Origin of the sequence: Ancylobacter sp. WKF20, assembly GCF_029760895.1 — a bacterium.
Classification (GTDB): Bacteria; Pseudomonadota; Alphaproteobacteria; order Rhizobiales; family Xanthobacteraceae; genus Ancylobacter.
Map to the genome: position 1 here is coordinate 4,567,231 of NZ_CP121679.1, position 19,784 is coordinate 4,587,014.

Consider the following 19,784-nt stretch of genomic DNA (forward strand, 5'->3'; position numbering starts at 1 on the left):
GCCCACCCTTCGGCGGGTGGCACAATTCAGCCACCCGATTTCCGCATTGCGGTGCAGCAACATGTAGGACAAGGCATCTAGCGAAAAAATAGCAGCTATGTGATTACATTATTCACATACAGAAATAATACGGGCTCCCAATGGACCAGATTGCGGCGATGCGGGCCTATGTGCGGGTGGTCGAGTCGGGGAGTTTCACCCGCGCCGCCGACCTGCTCGATATGCCCAAGCCCACCGTCACCAAGCTGATCCAGCAGCTTGAGGCACATCTGCGGACCAAGTTGCTCAATCGCACGACGCGCCGGGTCGGCGTCACCCCCGACGGGGCCGCTTACTATGAACGCGCATTGACCCTGCTCTCCGATCTCGACGAACTCGACGGCTCGATGACGCGCTCGCAGACCAGCCCCGCCGGGCGGCTGCGGGTCGATGTGTCCTCATCGCTGGCGCTGTTCGCGCTGATCCCGGCGCTGCCGGATTTCCATGCGCGCTATCCCGACATCACGCTCGATCTCGGCGTGTCCGACCGGCCGGTGGATTTGGTGGCGGAGAATGTCGACTGCGCCATTCGCGGCGGCGATCTCGTCGACCCCAGCCTGATCGCCCGGCGCATCGGCGAGGTGCGGCTCGTGTTGTGCGCCGCCCCCCGCTATATAGCCGATCACGGCATGCCCACGCACCCCGACGAACTGGCCCATGGCCACAAGGTGGTCGGCTATTTCAGCGCCCGCACCGGCCGGCGCATCGCCTTCGATGTGATGCGCGGGGAGGAAAGCTACGACCTCGATCTGCCCTATACGGTGGCAACCAACGATTCCACCGCCTATCTCGCCGCCGGGCTCGCGGGTCTCGGCATCGCGCAGGCGATCGAGCCGACCGTCCTGCCCTATATCGAGGCCGGCGCGCTGGTGCGCGTGCTGCCGGAGTGGACCAGCGCACCGGTCGTTCTGCACGTCGTCTACGCGCCGAACCGGCATCTGAGCAGCCGATTGCGCGTCTTCGTCGACTGGGTGGCGGATCTGTTCACCACCAACCGGGTCTATCGCCGGCCGGGCACGGCGATGTCGCTTTTCGCCGTTCCCGGCGTCAGTGCGTGACGCCGAGAAACTGCTGAAGCTCCGGCGTCTTCGGGTTGGCGAACACTTCGCCGGGCGGCCCGATCTCGTGCACGCGGCCCTGATGCATGAAGACGACACGCGAGCAGACGTCGCGGGCGAAGCGCATTTCGTGCGTCACCATCATCAGCGTCATGCCCTCGCTCGCGAGTTCCTTCACCACCGCCAGCACCTCGTTGACCAGTTCCGGGTCGAGTGCCGAGGTGATCTCGTCGCAGAGCAGGGCGATGGGCTGCATGGCGAGCGCGCGGGCAATGGCGACGCGCTGCTGCTGGCCGCCGGAAAGCTGGTCGGGATAGGCGTCGAATTTGTGCCCGAGGCCGACACGCTCGAGCATCTTCTTCGCCATCTCCTCGGCTTCAGCCTTCGGCGTCTTCTTCACCACCATCTGCGAGAGGATGACGTTGCGCCCGGCGGTGAGGTGCGGGAACAGGTTGAAGCTCTGGAAGATCATGCCGACCTTGAGGCGCAGCGCCTTGAGGTGCAGTTCGTCCGGCAGCAATTGCGCGCCGGCCACCGAGATCGAGCCCTCATCGATGGTCTCCAGCCCGTTGATGCAGCGCAGCAGCGTCGACTTGCCGGAACCCGATTTGCCGATGATGGCGATCACCTCGCCCGGCTCGACGTCGATATTGATGCCCTTCAGCACTTCGTTGTCGCCGAAGCGCTTCTTCACTTCAGTGATTTCGATGAGCGACATTGAGCTTCCTCTCGAGGATTTGCGAGGATTTGGACAGCGGCCAGCACAGGCAGAAATAGATCAACGCCACGAAGCCATAGACGGTGAAGGGCTCGAAGGTGGCGTTCGTTACCATCGTACCGGCCTTGGACAGCTCCACGAAGCCGATGATCGAGGTCAGCGCCGTGCCCTTCACCACCTGCACGGAAAAGCCGACGGTGGGCGGCACGGCGATGCGCAGCGCCTGCGGCAGGATCACCCAGCGCATTTGCTGCATGTAACCCATGCCGAGGCTGGCGGAGGCTTCCCACTGGCCGCGCGTGATGGACTCGACGCAGCCGCGCCAGATTTCGGTGAGGAAGGCCGCGCTCCATAGGACGAGCGCGACGCCCGCCGCGAGCCAGGCCGGCACGTCAATGCCGAACAGGCCAAGGCCGAAGAAGGCGAGGAAGAGCTGCATCAGCAGCGGCGTGCCCTGAAAGAGCTCGACATAGACCTTCACGAAGGCCTGTCCCGCCCGGTTGTTGCCGATGCGCAGCAGCAGGAGCAGCGCGCCGACAATGGCGCCGCCGATGAAGGAGACGAGGGAAAGCAGCACGGTCCAGCGCGCCGCGAGCAGCAGGTTGCGCAGGATGTCCCAGGTGGTGAAATCGTTCATCGCCGCCTCCTCACCGTACCGCGCGCTTGGGGAACAGCACCCAGCCCAGTCCGCGCAGCGCCTGCCGCAGCAGGATGGCGAGGGCGAGGTAGATCAGCGTCGAGACGAAATAAGCCTCGAAGGCGCGGAAGGTGCGCGACTGGATGAAATTGGCCGCGAAGGTCAGATCCTCCGCCGCGATCTGCGACACCGCCGCCGAGCCGAGCATGACGATGACGACCTGCGAGGACAGCGCCGGCCAGATGCGCTGGAGTGACGGTATCAGCACGACATGGCGGAAGGTCTCGATCCGGCTCATGCCGAGGCTCGCCCCGGCCTCGAACTGGCCCCGCGGCGTCGCCTGGATACCGGCGCGGATGATCTCGCAGCTATAGGCGCCGAGATTGATCACCATGGCGAGGTTGGCCGCCGGCAGCTCGCCCATGCGCAGGCCGAGCGCGGGCAGGCCGAAGAAGATGAAGAAGAGCTGGATCAGGAAGGGCGTGTTGCGGATCAGCTCGACATAGGCGGCGACGAGCGGGCGCAGATAGCTTGGCCCCAGCGCGCGGGCCCAGGCGCAGAAGATGCCGAAGGTGACGCCCAGCAGGCCGCCGACCAGCGTGAGTTCAACGGTGATGCCGATGCCCTTGGTGAGGACCGGCCAATAGGCGCCGATCCAGCCGAAATCGAAGCTGTAAGCCATGCCGGAGTCTCCCGAGCGGGTGCGCCGGGCCGCCAGGGCGGCGACCCGGCGGGGCGGATCAGAGATCGGCGGGGAGCTTGGTGCCGAGCCACTTCTGGGCGATCGCCTCGAGCGCGCCGTCCTTCTTGGCGGTGGCGATGATGGCGTCCACCTTGGCGAGCAGGGCGGGCTCGTTCTTGTTCAGGCCGATGTAGCAGGGCGAGTTCTTGATGAGGAACTTGATCTCCGGGCGCTTGGGCGGGTTGCGCTCCAGGATCGCGGCGGCGACCACATTGCCGGTGGCGACCAGCTCGACCTGGCCCGACAGGAAGGCGGAGATGGTGCCGTTATTATCTTCATACCGCTTGATGGTGACATCCGCCGGGGCGATCTTGGTGAGTTCCAGATCCTCCACCGCGCCGCGCGTCACGCCGACCGTCTTGCCCGAAAGGCCGGCGGCGTCCTTCACCGCGACGTCCGCCGGGCCGAAAACGCCATTGTAGAAAGGCGCATAGGCGGCGGAGAAGTCGATCACCTTCTCGCGGTCAGGGTTCTTGCCGAGCGAGGAGATGACCAGATCGACCTTGTTGGTCTGCAGATACGGAATGCGGTTGGCGCTGGTGACCGGCACCAGCTCCAGCTTCACGCCGAGCTTGTCGGCGATCAGCTTGGCGACATCAACATCATACCCCTTGGGCTGCATGTCGGCGCCGACGCTGCCGAAGGGCGGGAAGTCCTGCGGGACGGCGATGCGGATGACCTTGTTGGTCTCGATGGTGGCGAGCGCGTCGGCGTGGGCCGGAAGCGGGAGCTGCGCGGCGGCGGCGACCAGCGCGCCGGCGGCGAGGGCGAGAAGGGTACGACGGTTCATGACTCAGTCCTCTCTGTGTGCGGTATGATGATGCGGATGGGTATGCGGTACGGACGGGGCGTTGCCCGTGAAGGTGGTCGGCGAGAGCAATTCGCGCAGGCCCGCCAGCGGGTCCGGCTTGGTGGTCAGGTCGAGCCCGGCCTCGACCTTGGTGATGTGCTCGCCCATCAGCCGCGCCGCGCGGGCGAGATCGCCCGCCGCCATGGCGGCGACGATGTCCTCATGGTCGTGGCTCGATTCCTCGGCCTTCTCGGTCGGCTGGTAGAGCATCGAGATCAGCGTTGTGCGCGCCGTGAGGTCGCGGATGATCTCGGTCAGCAGGCGGTTGCCCAGCGCATCCGCTAGATGGATGTGGAAGTCGCCGAGCAGGCAGGTGCGGGCATGGACGTCGCCCGAGGCGACGGCATCGCGCTCGATGGCGATATGGGCCTGAAGGCTTTCAAGTACCGCCGGCGGGACGGATTGCAGCGTCTGAAGGAGGCCGACCTCGATCACCCGGCGGGTCTGGAAGGCTTCGCGCGCTTCCTCGGCGGAGGGCTCGACGACATACCAGCCGCGCCGGGCGCTGACCTGCACCACGCCGCGCGTTTCCAGCCGCATCATCGCCTCGCGCACGCGGGTGCGCGACACGCTGAACAGATCCGCCAGCTTCTGCTCGCCCAGCCTTGTGCCCGGCGCGATGCGCCCGGCAAGGATGGCCGACAGGATGGCTTCTTCGATATTGGCCGTGGCCGGGTTCATCACGCTTGCCTACAAAACTTGTATACAAGGCTTGTAAGCAATGGGCGTGCCAAGGAGGTGGCCTACCCATGCGGGGGACGGCCGTCGGGCGCGAAATCTTCAGCAATTACAATGCTATAGCGATGCTGCGTGCCGACGCGGACGTCAGTCCTCCCTCCGGGCGTGAAAGACGCCTGCGCGTTTGAGCGTCGCTCATGGCGCGTTTTCGGTCAGCATTCAGCGGCCCGATGTCTACTCCGCCGCCGCCTTGGCGTGCCCGAGCCGGTCGGCCAGCTTCTCCACCAGCTCGGCCGCGGCATCCGCGATCACCGTGCCGGGCGGGTAGATCGCTTCCGCCCCGGCGGCGAAGACGGCGTCGTAATCCTGCGGAGGTACGACTCCACCGACGACGATCATGATGTCCGGCCGCCCTTCCGCCGCCAGCGCCGCCTTTACCTGCGGCACCAGGGTGAGATGCCCGGCGGCCAGCGACGAGATGCCGATGACATGCACGTCATTCTCCACCGCCTGCCGCGCGGCTTCCTCGGGCGTGGCGAAGAGGGGGCCGATATCGACGTCGAAGCCGAGATCGGCGAAGGCGGAGGCGATAACCTTCTGGCCGCGGTCGTGGCCATCCTGCCCGACCTTGGCGACGAGGATGCGCGGGCGGCGACCTTCCTCGTGCTCGAAGGCATCGACGCGCGCCCGCACGCGGGCCACCTTGTCGGTCATGGCGCCAGCCTCCCTCTTGTAAACCCCTGTCACCGCGCGGATTTCCGCCCGGTGCCGGCCGAAGACGCGCTCCAGCGCATCGGAAATCTCGCCCACCGTCGCCTTGGCGCGCGCCGCGTCGATGGCGAGCGCCAGCAGGTTGCCATTGCCGGCGGCGCCATTTTGCAGCGCCTCAAGGGCGGCGTTCAAGGCGACAGGATCGCGCTCGGCCTTGAGGCGCCGCAGCTTCTCCAGCTGGGCGCCGCGCACGGCGGAATTGTCGACCCGGAGCACGTCGATGGCGTCCTCCCGCTCGGAGAGGTATTTATTTACCCCGACAACGGTCTGCATGCCGGAATCGATCCGCGCCTGTGTGGTGGCGGCGGCTTCCTCGATGCGCAGCTTGGGGATGCCGGCGTCGATGGCCTTGGCCATGCCGCCGAGCGCCTCGACCTCGGCGATGTGGGCGAGCGCCTTGGCGGCGAGATCAGCGGTCAGGCGCTCGACATAGAAGGAGCCGCCCCAGGGGTCGATGGCGCGAGTGGTGCCGCTCTCCTGTTGCAGGAGGATCTGCGTGTTGCGGGCGATGCGGGCGGAAAAATCCGTTGGCAGGGCAAGGGCTTCGTCGAGCGCATTGGTGTGCAGCGACTGGGTAAGGCCCTGCGTCGCCGCCATCGCCTCCACCATGGTGCGCATGACATTGTTGAACACGTCCTGCGCGGTGAGGCTCCAGCCCGAGGTCTGCGAATGGGTGCGCAGCGGCAGCGACTTCGGGTTCTGCGCGCCGAGATCCGTCATCAGCCGCGTCCAGATCAGCCGGGCGGCGCGCAGCTTCGCCACTTCCATGAAGAAGTTCATGCCGATCGCCCAGAAGAAGGACAGGCGCGGCGCGAAGGCGTCGATGGGCAGGCCCGCCTTGATGCCGGCGCGGGCATATTCCAACCCGTCGGCGAGCGTGTAGGCGAGCTCCAGATCCTGCGTCGCCCCGGCTTCCTGCATGTGATAGCCAGAGATCGAGATCGAGTTGAAGCGCGGCATCTCCTTGGAAGTAAAGGCGAAAATGTCGGAGATGATGCGCATGGAAGGCGTCGGCGGGTAGATATAGGTGTTGCGGACCATGAACTCCTTGAGGATGTCGTTCTGGATGGTCCCGGAGAGCTGGGCTGGCCGCACGCCCTGCTCCTCCGCCGCGACGACATAGAGCGCGAGCACAGGTAACACCGCACCGTTCATCGTCATCGACACGCTCATCTGGTCGAGCGGGATGCCGGAGAACAGCGTGCGCATGTCGTAGATGGAATCGATGGCGACGCCTGCCATGCCGACATCGCCGGCGACGCGCGGGTGGTCGCTGTCATAGCCACGATGGGTGGCGAGGTCGAAGGCGACCGACAGGCCCTTCTGCCCGGCGGCGAGGTTGCGCCGGTAGAAGGCGTTGGAATCCTCCGCCGTGGAGAAGCCGGCATATTGCCGGATGGTCCAGGGCTGGGTCGCGAACATGGTCGGGTACGGCCCGCGCAGGAAGGGCGCGAGGCCGGGATAGCTGTCGATAAAGCCAAGTCCCTCAATATCTTGCAGGCCATAGACGGGCTTGACCGGGATGTGCTCCGGGGTCATCCAGACCTCGCCCGAGGCCGGGGCGTCGAGCCGCGGCGGGGTCCAGCCGAGGCTGGAGAAATCGGGGATGCGGCTCATCGGACGCCCTCCTGAGGGCGGTGAGCCGGGCGCCTCAAGCCTTGCGCGCCACCCACGACCCCGTGCAGTTCTTCACCGGCGAGACCCATTGGCCCGAAGCCGTATCGCCGCGCACCAGCCCGGTCGCGTCCACCGTCTCGTCCCCGCGCACCACGCGAATGACGATGGCGCCCAGCGGGTTCACCGAGCCGCTGGCTTCCGCTACCGGTATCATACCACCATAGCTGATCTGGCCATCTTCCACCGCCAGCTTGAATTCCATGCGCTTCGAGCACGGCCCGGTGGCCGGCACGGTGGCGACCTGCCAAATGCCGTCGTGCCGGCCGATATCGGCGGAAGCGGTCGTGTCCTGGGCCATTACCGGCAGCACCAGCATGGCCCCGATCGCCGCGCCGCCCAAGGCGTGTTTCAGCGTGATCATGGCATTTCCCTGAGTTCGCGGTCCTTTGCCCGCCCTCAGGGAAACCGGCGCGTGGGGTCATGGTTCCGCTCCCCGCCGCACACCGAGCCGTGACTGCACGGCATTGAGCGCCGCCAGCAAATCGCATCCGGTATAAAAATACCCCTCAACGCCCGCCGCCTGCCACGCCGCTTCCTGCGCGCCCGGCCGGCCGGCGAGATAGAGCGCCGTCGCGCCGACCTCTTTCAGCGCGGCGGCAATGTTAAGTCCTTGCGATTCATAGAGTTCGTCCGAGCCGCACAGGCAGGCGATGCGGGCACCGGAGGCGCGGAAGGCCGCTGCGAGGTCCGTCGGGGTCTCCGTGGTCACCGTGGCAATGCCGCCGGCTTCGAAGGCGGCGCGGGCGAAACCGAGGCGGGCGGTGTAGTCGGCGGGCGTGCCGAGCGGGGCGAGGAAGACGGTCGGCGCCGGATGGGTGGCAAGCGCCGCCGCGCGCAGCGCCTCGAAGGGCTCCGCGTCGCGGTAGGGTAACACCGGATCGCTCAGCAGCGCGCCCTCGGTCGGCGCCTCGTGGGGAAGACGGGGCGCGGGGGCGAGGACCGCCGGCACCGCCTCGCCCAAAAGCGGAAATTCCGATGTTCCCGTAAGGGGTAAGCGGCGCGTGGCGATGTCCCTGGCGCGCTGCTCGCGGGTCGCTTTGAGGCGGCGCTGCCAGGCGCCGGAGGTGAGGCTCTCCACCATGCCGCCCTCGCGCTCAATGGCACGAAACAGCTCCCAGCCGGTGGCGGCGAGCTGCTCGGTGCGCTCCTCGATAGCGCCCGCCCCGGCGCCGGGATCGGCGACGCGGTGGATGTTGGCTTCCTCGATGAGGATGATCTGCGTGTTGCGCGCGAGCCGCCGGGCGCTGGCGTCAGGTAGGCCGAGGGCTTGCGTAAAAGGCAACACGCTCAAGCTGTTAGCGCCGCCGACACCGGCCGCGAAGGCGGCGATGGTGCCGCGCAGGAGGTTCACATAGGGGTCGAACCGGGTGAGCGAGCGCCACGCGGTCTCCATATGGATCGCGACCGGCACACCCTCGACGCCGCAGGCTTTCAGCAGCGCCGCCCAGAGCTGGCGGAAGGCGCGGGGCTTGGCCTGAGTGGCGAACTGGTCGGTATCGGCGGTCAGTGTGACCTCGATACAGGCGGCGGCCTGTTCGAGACTGAGCCCGGCGGCTTCCAGCGCCCTGAGATACGCCAGCGCGGTGGCGAGCACGGCGGCGAGTTCCTGCGCGTCCGACGCCCCGCCCTCGTGGTGCAGGCGCCCGTCCGCGCGCACCATCGGCTGGGAAAAGCCACGCGAGATCAAGGTGTTGACAGTCTGGCCGAGACGCGCCGACAGCCCGTCCCATTCAATGGGTGCGGCGCCTAAGGCGGCGAAATCGCCGATCGGGTCGAGCCCGAAGCGGATGTCGAGCTTGTCCGCCGCCACCCCTTCATAGAGCCGGGCCAGCGCCAGCGCGACGTCGCGGCCCTGATAGCGGCCCGCCTCGATGCGGATGGTAACCAGTTCCGGCAGCACGTCCTTGAGCGTCGCTGCCAGGCCCTCATGGCTCAGGGGCAGGCCGAAGCCACGGGCGGAGGGAGCGGAGGCGAAGACCAGCGAGATGCCGCTGGCGCCGCCGTTAAGGTCTTCCAATATCTGCTGATTTGCCAAAGCCGGGTCGTCGTGGTCGACCCGTGTGATCACCTGCCACGGCGCCCCGGCCGGCCGCCCGGCGATGGGAGCGGCGTCGCCCCGGCGCTCAGGCAGGGCGTCCAGCGTGATGCGGTCATAGGTTACCGTCTGCATCCGCTTTTCGTACGGAGCGCCCTTCAGAACAGCCTCGACGAGCTTCAGCCAATCGGCCCGCGTGGCGGGCGGAAAGTCGTGGAGTGTCGGTGCAGTGAGGTGGAGCATCAGTGCAGTCCGTCCAGGAAAAGCGGCGTGTCAGTGCAGTGTGTGCGGGCTCAGGCGAACTCCAGAATGACGGCGTCGACGGCGAGGCTGTCGCCCGCCTTGGCGAGGATGGTTTTCACCGTCGCGTCGCGCTCGGCGCGCAGCACGTTTTCCATCTTCATTGCCTCGACGATGGCGAGCGCCTCGCCGGCCTTCACCTCCTGTCCCTCGCTCACCGCGATGGAGACGACGAGGCCGGGCATCGGGCAGAGCAGCTGCTTGCCGCTTCCGGCCTGCTGCTTCTCCGGCATGAGGGCGGCAAGCTCGGCTTCGCGGTTGGTGTAGACCACCGCCTCCACCGCCACGCCGCGATAGGCGAGGCTGACGCCATTGAGGCGGGGGCGCACCTGCACGGCCAGCGCCTCCTCGTCATAAACGCCGTTCCACACCGGCTCGCCGGGATGCCAGCCGGAGCGCAACTCATGCGTGCCGGCGGGGCGGCCGGATTCATCCAGGAAGGTGACGATGAAGCCGCCGGCCGCGCGGTCGACCTCGCAGCGCAAAGCGAGATCGCCGATGCGCACCACGCGCTGATGCTCGAACACCACCGCCCGGCCCGCGAGCTGACCGCTGATCTTGCGCTTGCGGGCATTGCCGACATTGTCGATCACGGCCGCCACCGCCGCCAGCTTGCGGGCGAGCGCCGGGGTCAGCGCCGCACCTAGGAAGCCCGCGCGATATTCCTCGGCGATGAAGCCGGTGGAAAGCCGCCCTTCCTTCCAGCGCGGATGGTCCATCAGCGCGGCGAGGAAGGGGATATTGTGCTGGATGCCATCAATGACGAAGGCGTCGAGCGCCTCCGATTGCGCTGCGATGGCCGCCGCGCGCGTCGGGGCGTGGGTGACAAGCTTGGCGATCATCGGGTCGTAGAACAGCGAGATTTCGCCGCCCTCATAGACGCCGGTATCGTTGCGCACGGTGACGCCCTCGCTCACGCTCTCCGCCGGGGGGCGGTAGCGGGTGAGCCGGCCAATGGAGGGCAGGAAGCCGCGATAGGGATCCTCGGCATAGACGCGGCTTTCCACCGCCCAGCCGGTGAGCTTCACCGCGTCCTGCGTGATGGACAGGGGCTCGCCCGCCGCGACGCGGATCATCTGCTCGACGAGGTCGATGCCGGTTACCAGCTCCGTGACGGGGTGCTCGACCTGAAGGCGGGTGTTCATTTCGAGGAAATAGAACGACTTGTCCTGCCCGGCGACGAACTCCACCGTGCCGGCGGAATCGTAGTTCACCGCCTTGGCCAGCGCGACCGCCTGCTCGCCCATCTTGCGACGGGTCGCCTCGTCGAGCAGCGGGGAGGGGGCTTCCTCGATGACCTTCTGGTTGCGGCGCTGGATCGAGCATTCGCGCTCGCCGAGATAGATGACATTGCCGTGCTTGTCGCCGAGCACCTGAATTTCGATGTGGCGCGGCTCGACGATGAACTTCTCGACGAACACCCGGTCATCGCCGAAGGAGGATTTGGCCTCCGAGCGGGCGCGATCGAACCCTTCCTGCACCTCGTCGCGGGAATTCGCGATGCGCATGCCCTTGCCGCCGCCACCGGCCGAGGCCTTGATCATCACGGGATAGCCGATCTCGTCGGCGATGCGGGCGGCGTGGCCGGCATCCTCGATCACGCCGAGATAGCCCGGCACGGTGGAGACATTCGCCGCCGCCGCCGCCTTCTTGGATTCGATCTTGTCGCCCATCGCCTCGATGGCTTGCGGGTTGGGCCCGATGAAGACGATACTGGCCTCCTTCAGCGCCTGCGCGAAGGCGGCGCGCTCGGAGAGGAAGCCATAGCCGGGATGCACCGCCTCGGCCCCGGTCTGCCGGCAGGCCTCGATGATCTTGTCGATGACCAGATAGGACTGCGCGGCGGGGGCGGGGCCGATATGCACCGCCTCGTCCGCCATCTCCACATGCAGCGCGTCCTTGTCGGCATCGGAATAGACCGCGACGGTCTTGATGCCCATGCGCCGCGCGGTCTTGATGACCCGGCAGGCGATTTCGCCACGGTTGGCGATGAGGATCTTGGAGAACATGGGCTGCGGCCTCTGGTAGCGCGGCTTCACTCGGTCCGGTCGTCATGGCCGGGCTTGGCCCGGCCATCCATGTCTTGTCGCTGCTCAGGCGGACGTCGTGGATGCCCGGGCCAGGCCCGGGCATGACGTTGCGCTAGAGCGGCAGATTGTCGTGCTTCTTCATGGGCGTCTCGACCTTCTTCGAGGCGAGCATGGCGAGCGCGCGGGCGATGCGTTTGCGGGTGGAGCGCGGGGCGATCACCTCGTCGATATAGCCGCGCTCGGCGGCGACAAAGGGCGAGAGGAAGCGCTCCTCATATTCCCTGGTGCGCGCGGCGATCTTCTCGGGATCGTCGATGTCGGCGCGGAAGATGATCTCCACCGCCCCTTTGGCGCCCATCACCGCGATCTGCGCGGTCGGCCAGGCATAGTTCACATCGCCGCCGACATGCTTGGAGGCCATCACGTCATAGGCGCCGCCAAAAGCCTTGCGGGTGATGACGGTGACCAGCGGCACGGTGGCTTGGCTATAGGCAAACAGCAGCTTGGCGCCGTGTTTGATCAGCCCGCCATATTCCTGCGCCGTGCCGGGCAGGAAGCCGGGCACGTCGACGAAGGTCACGATCGGGATCTCGAAGGCGTCGCAGAAGCGCACGAAGCGGGCGGCCTTGCGCGAGGCGTCGGAATCCAGCACGCCGGCCAGCACCATGGGCTGGTTGGCGACGATGCCGACCGTCTTGCCCTCGACGCGGCCGAAGCCGGTGAGGATGTTCTTCGCAAAGGCCGCCTGAATCTCGAAGAAGTCGCCCTCGTCGACCACCTTGGCGATCAGCTCCTTCATGTCATAGGGCTTGTTCGGATTGTCCGGCACCAGCGTGTCGAGCGAGGGGTCGAGCCGCTCGCCATCGTCATAGCTCGGCCAGGCCGGCACGCCGGAGAGGTTGCTGGCGGGCAGGAAGTCGATCAGCCGGCGCATCTGCAACAGGCACTCGACATCATTCTCATAGGCGCCGTCGGCGACGGAGGATTTCGAGGTGTGGACCTTGGCGCCGCCGAGTTCCTCCGACGTCACGGTCTCGTTGGTGACGGTCTTCACCACATCCGGCCCGGTGACGAACATGTAGGAGCTGTCGCGCACCATGAAGATGAAGTCGGTCATGGCGGGGGAATAGACGTCGCCGCCGGCGCAGGGGCCCATGATGACGGAAATCTGCGGGATGACGCCGGAGGCCAGCACATTGCGCCGGAACACCTCGCCATAGCCGCCGAGCGCGGCGACGCCTTCCTGGATGCGCGCCCCGCCGGCATCGAACAGGCCGATGATCGGCGCGCGGGTCTTCAGCGCCATGTCCTGGATCTTGGTGATCTTCGCCGCATGCGCTTCCGATAGCGAGCCGCCGAACACGGTGAAGTCCTTGGCGAAGACGAAGACCTTGCGACCATTCACCGTGCCCCAGCCGGTGACGACGCCGTCGCCGGGGGTCTTCACCTTTTCCATGCCGAAATCGGTGCAGCGGTGCTGCACGAAGGTGTCGAATTCCTCGAAGGAGCCGGTGTCGAGCAAGAGGTCGATGCGCTCGCGGGCGGTGAGCTTGCCGCGCTTGTGCTGGGCCTCGACACGCTTCTCGCCGCCGCCAAGGCGGGCGCCGGCGCGGCGCTGTTCCAGCTCATCCAGAATATGCTTCATGGCGCGGGCTCCTTGGGCGGTGGTGCTGTGGGGATGTTCTAGGCCCTTGCGGGACAAAACATAAGCTGTGAAAATGCGGATCGTGAAACTGTAAAAATTTCACAAAATCGACGGTGGGGGCGCGGATGCTGCTCCCTCTCCCCGTGGGGGAGAGGGTTGGGGTGAGGGGGCTCAACGCTTCGCAACCGGCTATGCCCTCACCGACCCGCTTCGCGGGCCACCTCTCCGTCGAAGCCGGATGTTTCCGGCTTCGGTTGCCGGGAGTCGAACTCGGCTACAGCCGAGTTCGGGCGGGGAGAGGAAAGGGGAGAGGCTTCTGCGGGAAGAAATATCATGTCCAAGAAAGTCTTCGCCGGCCATGCGGTGCGCAATCTGCGCGAGCGGCAGGGGCTGACGCAGATGGATTTCGCCCGGCGGCTCTCGCTGTCGCCGAGCTACATCAACCAGATCGAGAGCAACCAGCGCCCGGTGACGGCGGCGGTGCTGCTCGCCATCAGCCGCACCTTCGATCTCGACATCACCCGCTTCGGCGCCGACGATCTCGACCGCATCGTCGCCGATCTGCGCGAGGCGCTGGCCGACCCGGTGTTTCGCGGGCTGGAGCCGAGCCTGCAGGACCTGAAGAACGCCACCACCCACGCCCCCGCCTTCGCCCATGCCTTTCTACGCCTGCATGGCGCGCTGCGGCGCATGGAGGAGCGGCGCGCCGCGCTCGACGATGCGGTGGTCTCGGTCGCCCGCGAGGTGGATGGCGAGACGCGCAGCCTCGCGCCCTATGAGGAGGTGCGCGACCATTTCCATTACATCGACAATTACGTCGACGGGCTCGACCGTGCGGCGGAGGAGCGGGCGGAGGCGCTGGATCTCTTCGCCCGCGAGGATGCCGCGCGCGTGCTCGCCCAGCATCTGCGCCAGCGCCACGACATCACGGTGGACCTCGCCCCAGCCGAGGAGGCCGACGCCCCGCTCGTCGCCTATGACCGCTACCGCCGGGTGGCGACGCTGGCGCGCACCCTTGATCCGGCGAGCCGCGCCTTCCGCCTCGCCGCGCTGATCGCCCGTTTCGAGCAGAGCGAGTTGATCGACCAGCATGTGATCGACGCCGGCTTTCGCTCGCCCACCGCGCGCGAGGTCTGCCGGCTTTCCTTGCAGAACTACTATGCCGGTGCCCTGATACTGCCCTATCGGCGCTTCGCCCGGCTGGCGCGCGAGAAGCGGCACGACCTCGATCTGCTCAGCCTCGTCACCGGGGCGAGCCTGGAACAGGTGTGCCACCGGCTCTCCACCCTGCAGCGGCCGGGGGAAAAGGGCATTCCGTTCTATTTCCTCAAGGTCGACCGCGCCGGCAATGTCATCAAGCGGCACAGCGCGACGCGCTTCCAGTTCGCCCGCTATGGCGGCGCCTGCCCGGTATGGAACGTGCACGAGGCGTTCGAGCAGCCGGCCCGCACGCTGGTGCAGATCGGCGCCATGCCGGACGGGGTGCGTTATCTCTGCCTCGCCCGCGGCGCCTCCAAGCCCGCCACGCGCTTCGGCGCGCGAGAACGCCGCTTCGCGCTCGGCATCGGCTGCGAGCTCTCTTACGCGGCCGAGCTCGTCTATGCCGATGGGCTCGATCTGCGCAGCGCCGCGCCGGCGCTGCTGGGCGTGAATTGCCGCATCTGCCCGCGCCCCAACTGCCCCGAACGCGCCTTCCCCCCACTCGACCGCGACATCGTGCTCGACCCGGACCGCCGGGGCGTGGTGCCCTTCGCGGTCAGGGAGGGGTGAGGGGGCGCACGGCCATCGTCATCCCGGCCGGAGCGTAGCGCAGAGCCGGGATCGCGGGCCGCCGGCCTTCAGCGACGATGCCCGCATGGGCCACGATCCCGGCTCGGCCTGCGGCCGTCCGGGATGACGGTTAAGGCCGAGCCCCCCGCCTCAGCGCGGCTCGCGGGGGTAGATGATGATCGACAGATAGGTCATCGGCCGCACCAGCAATTCCTCCGGCCCGTGCGTGCCGGCGGAATCGAACAGCAGCGAATCGCCCGGGCGCAGATGGTAGGTGCGGTCGCCGTGGCGGTAATTCACCTCGCCGGTGAGCATGTGGATGAACTCCACCCCGGCATGGCGGAAGCCGGTATAGGGCACGGCTTCCTCGCTCAGCGTGATGAGATAGGGCTCGACCACCACCTCGCCGCCTAGCGCATGGCCGAGCAACTCATATTGATGGCCGACCTTGGTGCCGCGCCGCTCGATATGCACGCCTTGCCCCGCCGGCACGAAGGAGCAGTCGCGCTTCTCCTCGAAGCTGGAGAACAGCGTCGAGATCGGCACGTTCAGCACGTTGGAGATCGACTGGAGCGTGGAGAGCGAGGGCGAGATCAGCCCGTTCTCGATCTTGGAGAGCATGCCGACCGAGATGCCGGCGGCGGCGGCGAGATCGGAGACGGTGAGGTCGAGATCGCGGCGGATGGTGCGGACCTGAAGGCCGAGCGCCTGTTCCAGCGTGCGCTCATTGGCGTTCGGCGCGCCGGAACCCGTGTTCAGCTCCTCCACCACATCCTCGACCCTGCCCTTGCTCCGCTTCGCCTCGCTCAATGCCCTGCTCCCTCGCGCCGCCCCACCCGATGGGAAACGTTTCACCGGCAAAAGCAAGCCCAATGCAAGCCCAATCCGCTAGGTGCGATGAAATGGTGCGGGCTGAAGACTGTCATCGGTCCTTGGCATTCATCGTGCATCGACTTGGTTCAACTATCCCCGGCTTCCTCCAGGTAGTGGCGCTTCCATGTACGACTTCGACATGATTGTCATCGGCAGCGGCCCGTCCGGACGACGCGCCGCCGTGCAATCCGCCAAGATCGGCAAATCCGTGCTGGTGGTGGAAAAGGGCCGCCGCGTCGGCGGTGTCTCCGTCCACACCGGCACCATCCCCTCCAAGACGCTGCGCGAGACGGTGCTGAACCTCTCCGGCTGGCGCGAGCGCGGCTTCTACGGCCGCGGCTACCGGGTGAAGCAGGATATCGGCGCGCCCGATTTGATGATCCGCCTGCACAAGACACTCGATCACGAGGTCGAGGTGCTCGAACATCAGTTCAGCCGCAATGGCGTGAAGACCGCGCGCGGCGAGGCGCGATTCCTCGATCCGCACCGCATCGAGATCACCACCGAAAGCGGTGAGGTCTCCAGCGTCACCGGCGCGCATGTGCTGATCGCCTGCGGCACCCGGCCCTTCCGGCCGGACTATGTGCCCTTCAACGGCACCAGCGTGTTCGACAGCGACGAGATCGTCGAGCTGCCGCGCCTGCCGCGCAGCCTCGCGGTGATCGGCGCCGGGGTGATCGGCGTCGAATATGCCAGCATCTTCAGCGCGCTCGATGTCGCGGTGACGCTGATCGAGCCGCGCGCCACCTTCCTCGACTTCATCGACAAGGAGCTGATCGAGGAATTCGTGCATGAGCTGCGCGACCGCAATGTCGGGCTGCGGCTCGGCTCGGCGGTGACCTCGATCGAACTCGGCAAGGACGACCGGCCGATCTGCAAGCTGGCCGACGGGCGCACCGTGCAGTCCGACATGCTGCTCTTCGCCGCCGGGCGCGTCGGCGCCACGGATCGGCTCAATCTCGGCGCTGCCGGGCTGTCGGTCGATCATCGCGGCCGCGTCACGGTCGAGCCGAAGACGCTGCAGACCAGCGTGCCGCATATCTACGCCGCCGGCGACGTGATCGGCTTCCCGAGCCTCGCCTCCACCTCCATGGAGCAGGGGCGCCTTGCCGCCTGCCACGCTTTCGGGCTGGAGCCTCCGCCGCCGCCCGAGTTCTTCCCCTATGGCATCTATGCGGTGCCGGAAATCTCCACCGTCGGCATGAGCGAGGAAGAGGTGCGCCGGCGCGAGATTCCCTATGAATGCGGCATCGCCCGTTTCCGCGAGACCTCGCGCGGCCACATCATGGGGCTGAATAACGGGATGATGAAGATGATCTTCTCGACCAAGACCCGCCGCCTGCTCGGCGTGCATATCGTAGGGGAAGGCGCGACCGAGCTCATCCATATCGGCCAGGCGGTGCTGAACCTGAAGGGCACGATCGACTATTTCATCGAGAACACCTTCAACTACCCGACCCTCGCCGAAGCCTACAAGATCGCCGGCCTGGACGCCTGGAACCGCATGCCGAAGGTGTGAGGGGGCTAAAGACGAGTGACGTCGAGGCGGCTCAGCAGATCGTCCGCCGCGAATTCGCCGGTGATGACGGCGACGAATTGATCGGCGAGCGCGGGATCGTCCTCGTTTTTCAGCGCCAACCCGTTCAGCGCGAAGAAGGCGAGCATGGAAAACCATGCCGCGCGTTTGTTGCCCTGTTCGAACGGGTGATTGCGGGCAATTGCCAGCGCGAGATGCAGGCCAAGCGCGGCTGGATCATCCCCGGCGCCATAATGCCAACGCTGGCGGGGCGCCATCACCGCCGATTCCAATAGGCCTTCGTCGCGCAGGAGATATGGCTCGCCGGAAGATTCGACGACCGCACGGGCAATGTCCTCGATTTGCGCGATCTCAAGCCAGAGCCGCTCCGGCGGCATTATTCAGCCAGGCGCGCGGCCACCTTCTGCCACCGCTTGAGCGCGGCTTTGGTGAAGGCCTTGGCGTCGAAGTCCTGACCGGGTTCAACCTTATAATCGATGCCGCCTTCGCTAAGGGCGGCATTGGTGCGGGCGAGACCTGCGTCAGCATCGCTGTCCCGAGCGCGCCGGTCTTCTCCGGCGGTCGCGTCAACTTGGGTCAGGCGAAGGTCACGAGCGGTGTTCATGAAAGTAATATAGCGAGGACTCGGCTTTCCGCCTACCCCACCAGCCGCGTCGCCGCTGTCAGCGTGTTCTGCAAGAGGCAGGCGATGGTCATGGGGCCGACGCCGCCGGGGACCGGGGTGATGGCGCCGGCGATGCCCTGCGCTTCGTCGAAGGCGATATCGCCGACGAGGCGCGTGCCGCCGCCGGGCTTCTCGACGCGGTTGATGCCGACATCAATGACGGTGGCGCCGGGCTTGATCCAGCTGCCGCGGATCATCTCCGGCCGGCCGACCGCGCCGATGAGGATGTCGGCGCGCCGGCAGACCTCCGGCAAATCGCGGGTGCGCGAATGGGCGATGGTGACGGTGCAGTCCTCGCGCAGCAGGAGCTGGGCGAGCGGCTTGCCGACGATGTTGGAGCGGCCGACCACCACCGCCTCCAGCCCGGCAAGGCTGCCGAGCTGGTCCTTCAGCAGCATCACGCAGCCGAGCGGGGTGCAGGGCACGAGCGCGTCCAGCCCCACGGCGAGGCGGCCGGCATTGACCACATGGAAGCCGTCGACATCCTTGGCGGGGTCGATGGTGGCGAGCACCGCCTGCGCGTCGATATGGCCGGGCAGGGGGAGCTGCACGAGGATGCCGTGCACCGCCGGATCGGCGTTGAGCTGGCGCACCAGCGCGAGCACGGCGTCCTGCGTCGTCTCGGCGGGCAGTTTGTGCTCGATCGAGGCCATGCCGGCCTCAAGCGTCTGCTTGCCCTTGTTGCGGACATAGACCGCGCTCGCCGGGTCTTCCCCGACCAGCACCACGGCGAGGCCGGGCTTCACGCCGGTGCGGGCTTCAAAGGCGGCGACCTCGGTGGCGACGCGGCCGCGCAGGCCTTCCGCGAAGGCCTTGCCGTCGATCAGGCGGGTCTCGGTCATGGCGGCTCCTCAGTCGCGCAACCTTCAGTCGCGGAAGACCACGGTCTTGTGGCCGTTGATCAGCACGCGGTCATCGAGGTGCCAGGCGAGCGCCCGGGCCAGCACGCGGCGCTCGATGTCGCGGCCCTTGCGCACGAGATCCTCGGCCGAGTCCTGATGGGTGATGCGCTCCACATCCTGCTCGATGATCGGGCCTTCGTCGAGATCGGAGGTGACATAGTGGGCGGTGGCGCCGATCAGCTTCACGCCGCGCGCATGGGCCTGGTGATAGGGCTTGGCGCCCTTGAAGCCGGGCAGGAAGGAGTGGTGGATGTTGATGCAGCGGCCCGACAGCTTGGCCGACAGCCCGTCCGAGAGCACCTGCATGTAGCGGGCGAGCACGGCGATCTCGGCGCCCGACTTCTGGAACAGGTCCCAGAGCTGGGCCTCCTGCTCCATCTTGGTTTCCTTGGTGATCGGCAGATAGTGGAAGGGGATACCGTCGAAATCCAGATGCGCGTAGGTCTCGCGCGGGTAGTTGGCGATGATGCCGGTGATGTCCATCGGGATTTCGCCGATGCGCCAGCGATAGAGCAGGTCGGCGAGGCAATGGTCGAATTTGGAGACCAGCAGCATCACCTTGCGCTTGCCGCCGCGCGGGCGGATGCGCCAGGCGAAGCCGAAGCTCTGCGCCACCGGCTCGAACTCGCCCTTCAGCGCCTCCAGCGTGCCGGCCGGGGCGGAGAACATGACGCGCATGAAGAAGCGGCCGCTCTCGGTGTCGTCGAACTGCTGCGCTTCCAGGATGTTGCCGCCACGCTCGAACAGGAAGGTGGCGACGGCCGCCACGATGCCCGGCCGGTCGGGGCAGGAGAGGGTGAGGACGTAGGTCTCTTTTGCGTCGGTCATCGGTACTCTCGTCGCAGGGCCCGCGGCACG

18 protein-coding genes are annotated in these 19,784 nt (G+C 66.8%); 3 read left to right on the top strand and 15 right to left on the bottom strand.

The window, feature by feature from the left end; all coding sequences use genetic code 11:
• Window positions 1-140 precede the first annotated feature (140 nt).
• Window positions 141-1,097: a LysR family transcriptional regulator gene (locus AncyloWKF20_RS21085; protein ID WP_279315891.1), complete on the top strand. Its 957-nt coding sequence runs from the start codon at window positions 141-143 to the stop codon at window positions 1,095-1,097.
• Here AncyloWKF20_RS21085 and AncyloWKF20_RS21090 read toward each other — a convergent pair.
• The 10 genes from AncyloWKF20_RS21090 to AncyloWKF20_RS21135 form a co-directional block, all read right to left on the bottom strand.
• On the bottom strand, window positions 1,087-1,815 hold the full coding sequence (locus tag AncyloWKF20_RS21090; RefSeq protein WP_279315892.1) for an amino acid ABC transporter ATP-binding protein: 729 nt from the start codon (window positions 1,813-1,815) through the stop codon (window positions 1,087-1,089). The two genes, AncyloWKF20_RS21085 and AncyloWKF20_RS21090, sit on opposite strands and share 11 nt — an antisense overlap.
• Window positions 1,793-2,452, bottom strand: a complete 660-nt coding sequence (locus AncyloWKF20_RS21095; protein WP_279315893.1) for an amino acid ABC transporter permease — start codon at window positions 2,450-2,452, stop codon at window positions 1,793-1,795. The genes AncyloWKF20_RS21090 and AncyloWKF20_RS21095 overlap by 23 nt, the downstream gene beginning before the upstream one ends.
• A 10-nt stretch (window positions 2,453-2,462) precedes the next feature.
• Window positions 2,463-3,134, bottom strand: coding sequence for an amino acid ABC transporter permease (locus tag AncyloWKF20_RS21100; RefSeq protein ID WP_279315894.1), 672 nt, complete (start codon window positions 3,132-3,134; stop codon window positions 2,463-2,465).
• Window positions 3,135-3,192: 58 nt separating this feature from the next.
• On the bottom strand, window positions 3,193-3,984 hold the full coding sequence (locus tag AncyloWKF20_RS21105; RefSeq protein WP_279315895.1) for a transporter substrate-binding domain-containing protein: 792 nt from the start codon (window positions 3,982-3,984) through the stop codon (window positions 3,193-3,195).
• Between the two features lie 3 nt (window positions 3,985-3,987).
• Complete coding sequence (locus tag AncyloWKF20_RS21110; protein WP_279315896.1) at window positions 3,988-4,725, bottom strand: GntR family transcriptional regulator; 738 nt, start codon at window positions 4,723-4,725, stop codon at window positions 3,988-3,990.
• A gap of 231 nt (window positions 4,726-4,956) precedes the next feature.
• A complete protein-coding gene (scpA, locus tag AncyloWKF20_RS21115) occupies window positions 4,957-7,110 on the bottom strand; it encodes a methylmalonyl-CoA mutase (protein ID WP_279315897.1) in 2,154 nt (717 codons plus the stop codon).
• 34 nt (window positions 7,111-7,144) lie between these two features.
• Window positions 7,145-7,531, bottom strand: coding sequence for a hypothetical protein (locus tag AncyloWKF20_RS21120; protein ID WP_279315898.1), 387 nt, complete (start codon window positions 7,529-7,531; stop codon window positions 7,145-7,147).
• A gap of 57 nt (window positions 7,532-7,588) precedes the next feature.
• On the bottom strand, window positions 7,589-9,448 hold the full coding sequence (locus AncyloWKF20_RS21125; RefSeq protein ID WP_279315899.1) for a methylmalonyl-CoA mutase family protein: 1,860 nt from the start codon (window positions 9,446-9,448) through the stop codon (window positions 7,589-7,591).
• 50 nt (window positions 9,449-9,498) lie between these two features.
• Entirely contained in the window at window positions 9,499-11,514 is a 2,016-nt protein-coding gene (locus AncyloWKF20_RS21130) for an acetyl/propionyl/methylcrotonyl-CoA carboxylase subunit alpha (protein WP_279315900.1), read from the bottom strand.
• 133 nt (window positions 11,515-11,647) lie between these two features.
• On the bottom strand, window positions 11,648-13,180 hold the full coding sequence (locus tag AncyloWKF20_RS21135) for an acyl-CoA carboxylase subunit beta (RefSeq protein WP_279315901.1): 1,533 nt from the start codon (window positions 13,178-13,180) through the stop codon (window positions 11,648-11,650).
• A gap of 333 nt (window positions 13,181-13,513) precedes the next feature.
• Here AncyloWKF20_RS21135 and AncyloWKF20_RS21140 point away from each other — a divergent pair, with 333 nt between their 5' ends.
• On the top strand, window positions 13,514-14,950 hold the full coding sequence (locus AncyloWKF20_RS21140; RefSeq protein WP_279315902.1) for a short-chain fatty acyl-CoA regulator family protein: 1,437 nt from the start codon (window positions 13,514-13,516) through the stop codon (window positions 14,948-14,950).
• Between the two features lie 150 nt (window positions 14,951-15,100).
• On the opposite strand, the gene AncyloWKF20_RS21145 is transcribed toward AncyloWKF20_RS21140, so the two are convergent.
• Window positions 15,101-15,760, bottom strand: a complete 660-nt coding sequence (locus AncyloWKF20_RS21145; RefSeq protein ID WP_279315903.1) for an XRE family transcriptional regulator — start codon at window positions 15,758-15,760, stop codon at window positions 15,101-15,103.
• A gap of 187 nt (window positions 15,761-15,947) precedes the next feature.
• Between AncyloWKF20_RS21145 and sthA the strand changes: the two genes are divergently transcribed.
• The gene (gene sthA, locus AncyloWKF20_RS21150) at window positions 15,948-17,342 is read left to right on the top strand and encodes a Si-specific NAD(P)(+) transhydrogenase (protein WP_279315904.1); all 1,395 of its coding nucleotides are present in this window, start codon (window positions 15,948-15,950) and stop codon (window positions 17,340-17,342) included.
• Window positions 17,343-17,347: 5 nt separating this feature from the next.
• On the opposite strand, the gene AncyloWKF20_RS21155 is transcribed toward sthA, so the two are convergent.
• Genes AncyloWKF20_RS21155 through purU form a run of 4 tightly spaced genes read right to left on the bottom strand, consistent with a single transcriptional unit; the run spans window position 17,348 to window position 19,754 of the window.
• On the bottom strand, window positions 17,348-17,737 hold the full coding sequence (locus AncyloWKF20_RS21155) for a Fic family protein (protein WP_279315905.1): 390 nt from the start codon (window positions 17,735-17,737) through the stop codon (window positions 17,348-17,350).
• On the bottom strand, window positions 17,737-17,964 hold the full coding sequence (locus AncyloWKF20_RS21160; RefSeq protein WP_279315906.1) for a hypothetical protein: 228 nt from the start codon (window positions 17,962-17,964) through the stop codon (window positions 17,737-17,739). The genes AncyloWKF20_RS21155 and AncyloWKF20_RS21160 overlap by 1 nt, the downstream gene beginning before the upstream one ends.
• 32 nt (window positions 17,965-17,996) lie before the next feature.
• The gene (gene folD, locus AncyloWKF20_RS21165) at window positions 17,997-18,866 is read right to left on the bottom strand and encodes a bifunctional methylenetetrahydrofolate dehydrogenase/methenyltetrahydrofolate cyclohydrolase FolD (RefSeq protein ID WP_279315907.1); all 870 of its coding nucleotides are present in this window, start codon (window positions 18,864-18,866) and stop codon (window positions 17,997-17,999) included.
• Between the two features lie 24 nt (window positions 18,867-18,890).
• The gene (purU, locus tag AncyloWKF20_RS21170) at window positions 18,891-19,754 is read right to left on the bottom strand and encodes a formyltetrahydrofolate deformylase (protein ID WP_279315908.1); all 864 of its coding nucleotides are present in this window, start codon (window positions 19,752-19,754) and stop codon (window positions 18,891-18,893) included.
• Window positions 19,755-19,784 lie beyond the last annotated feature (30 nt).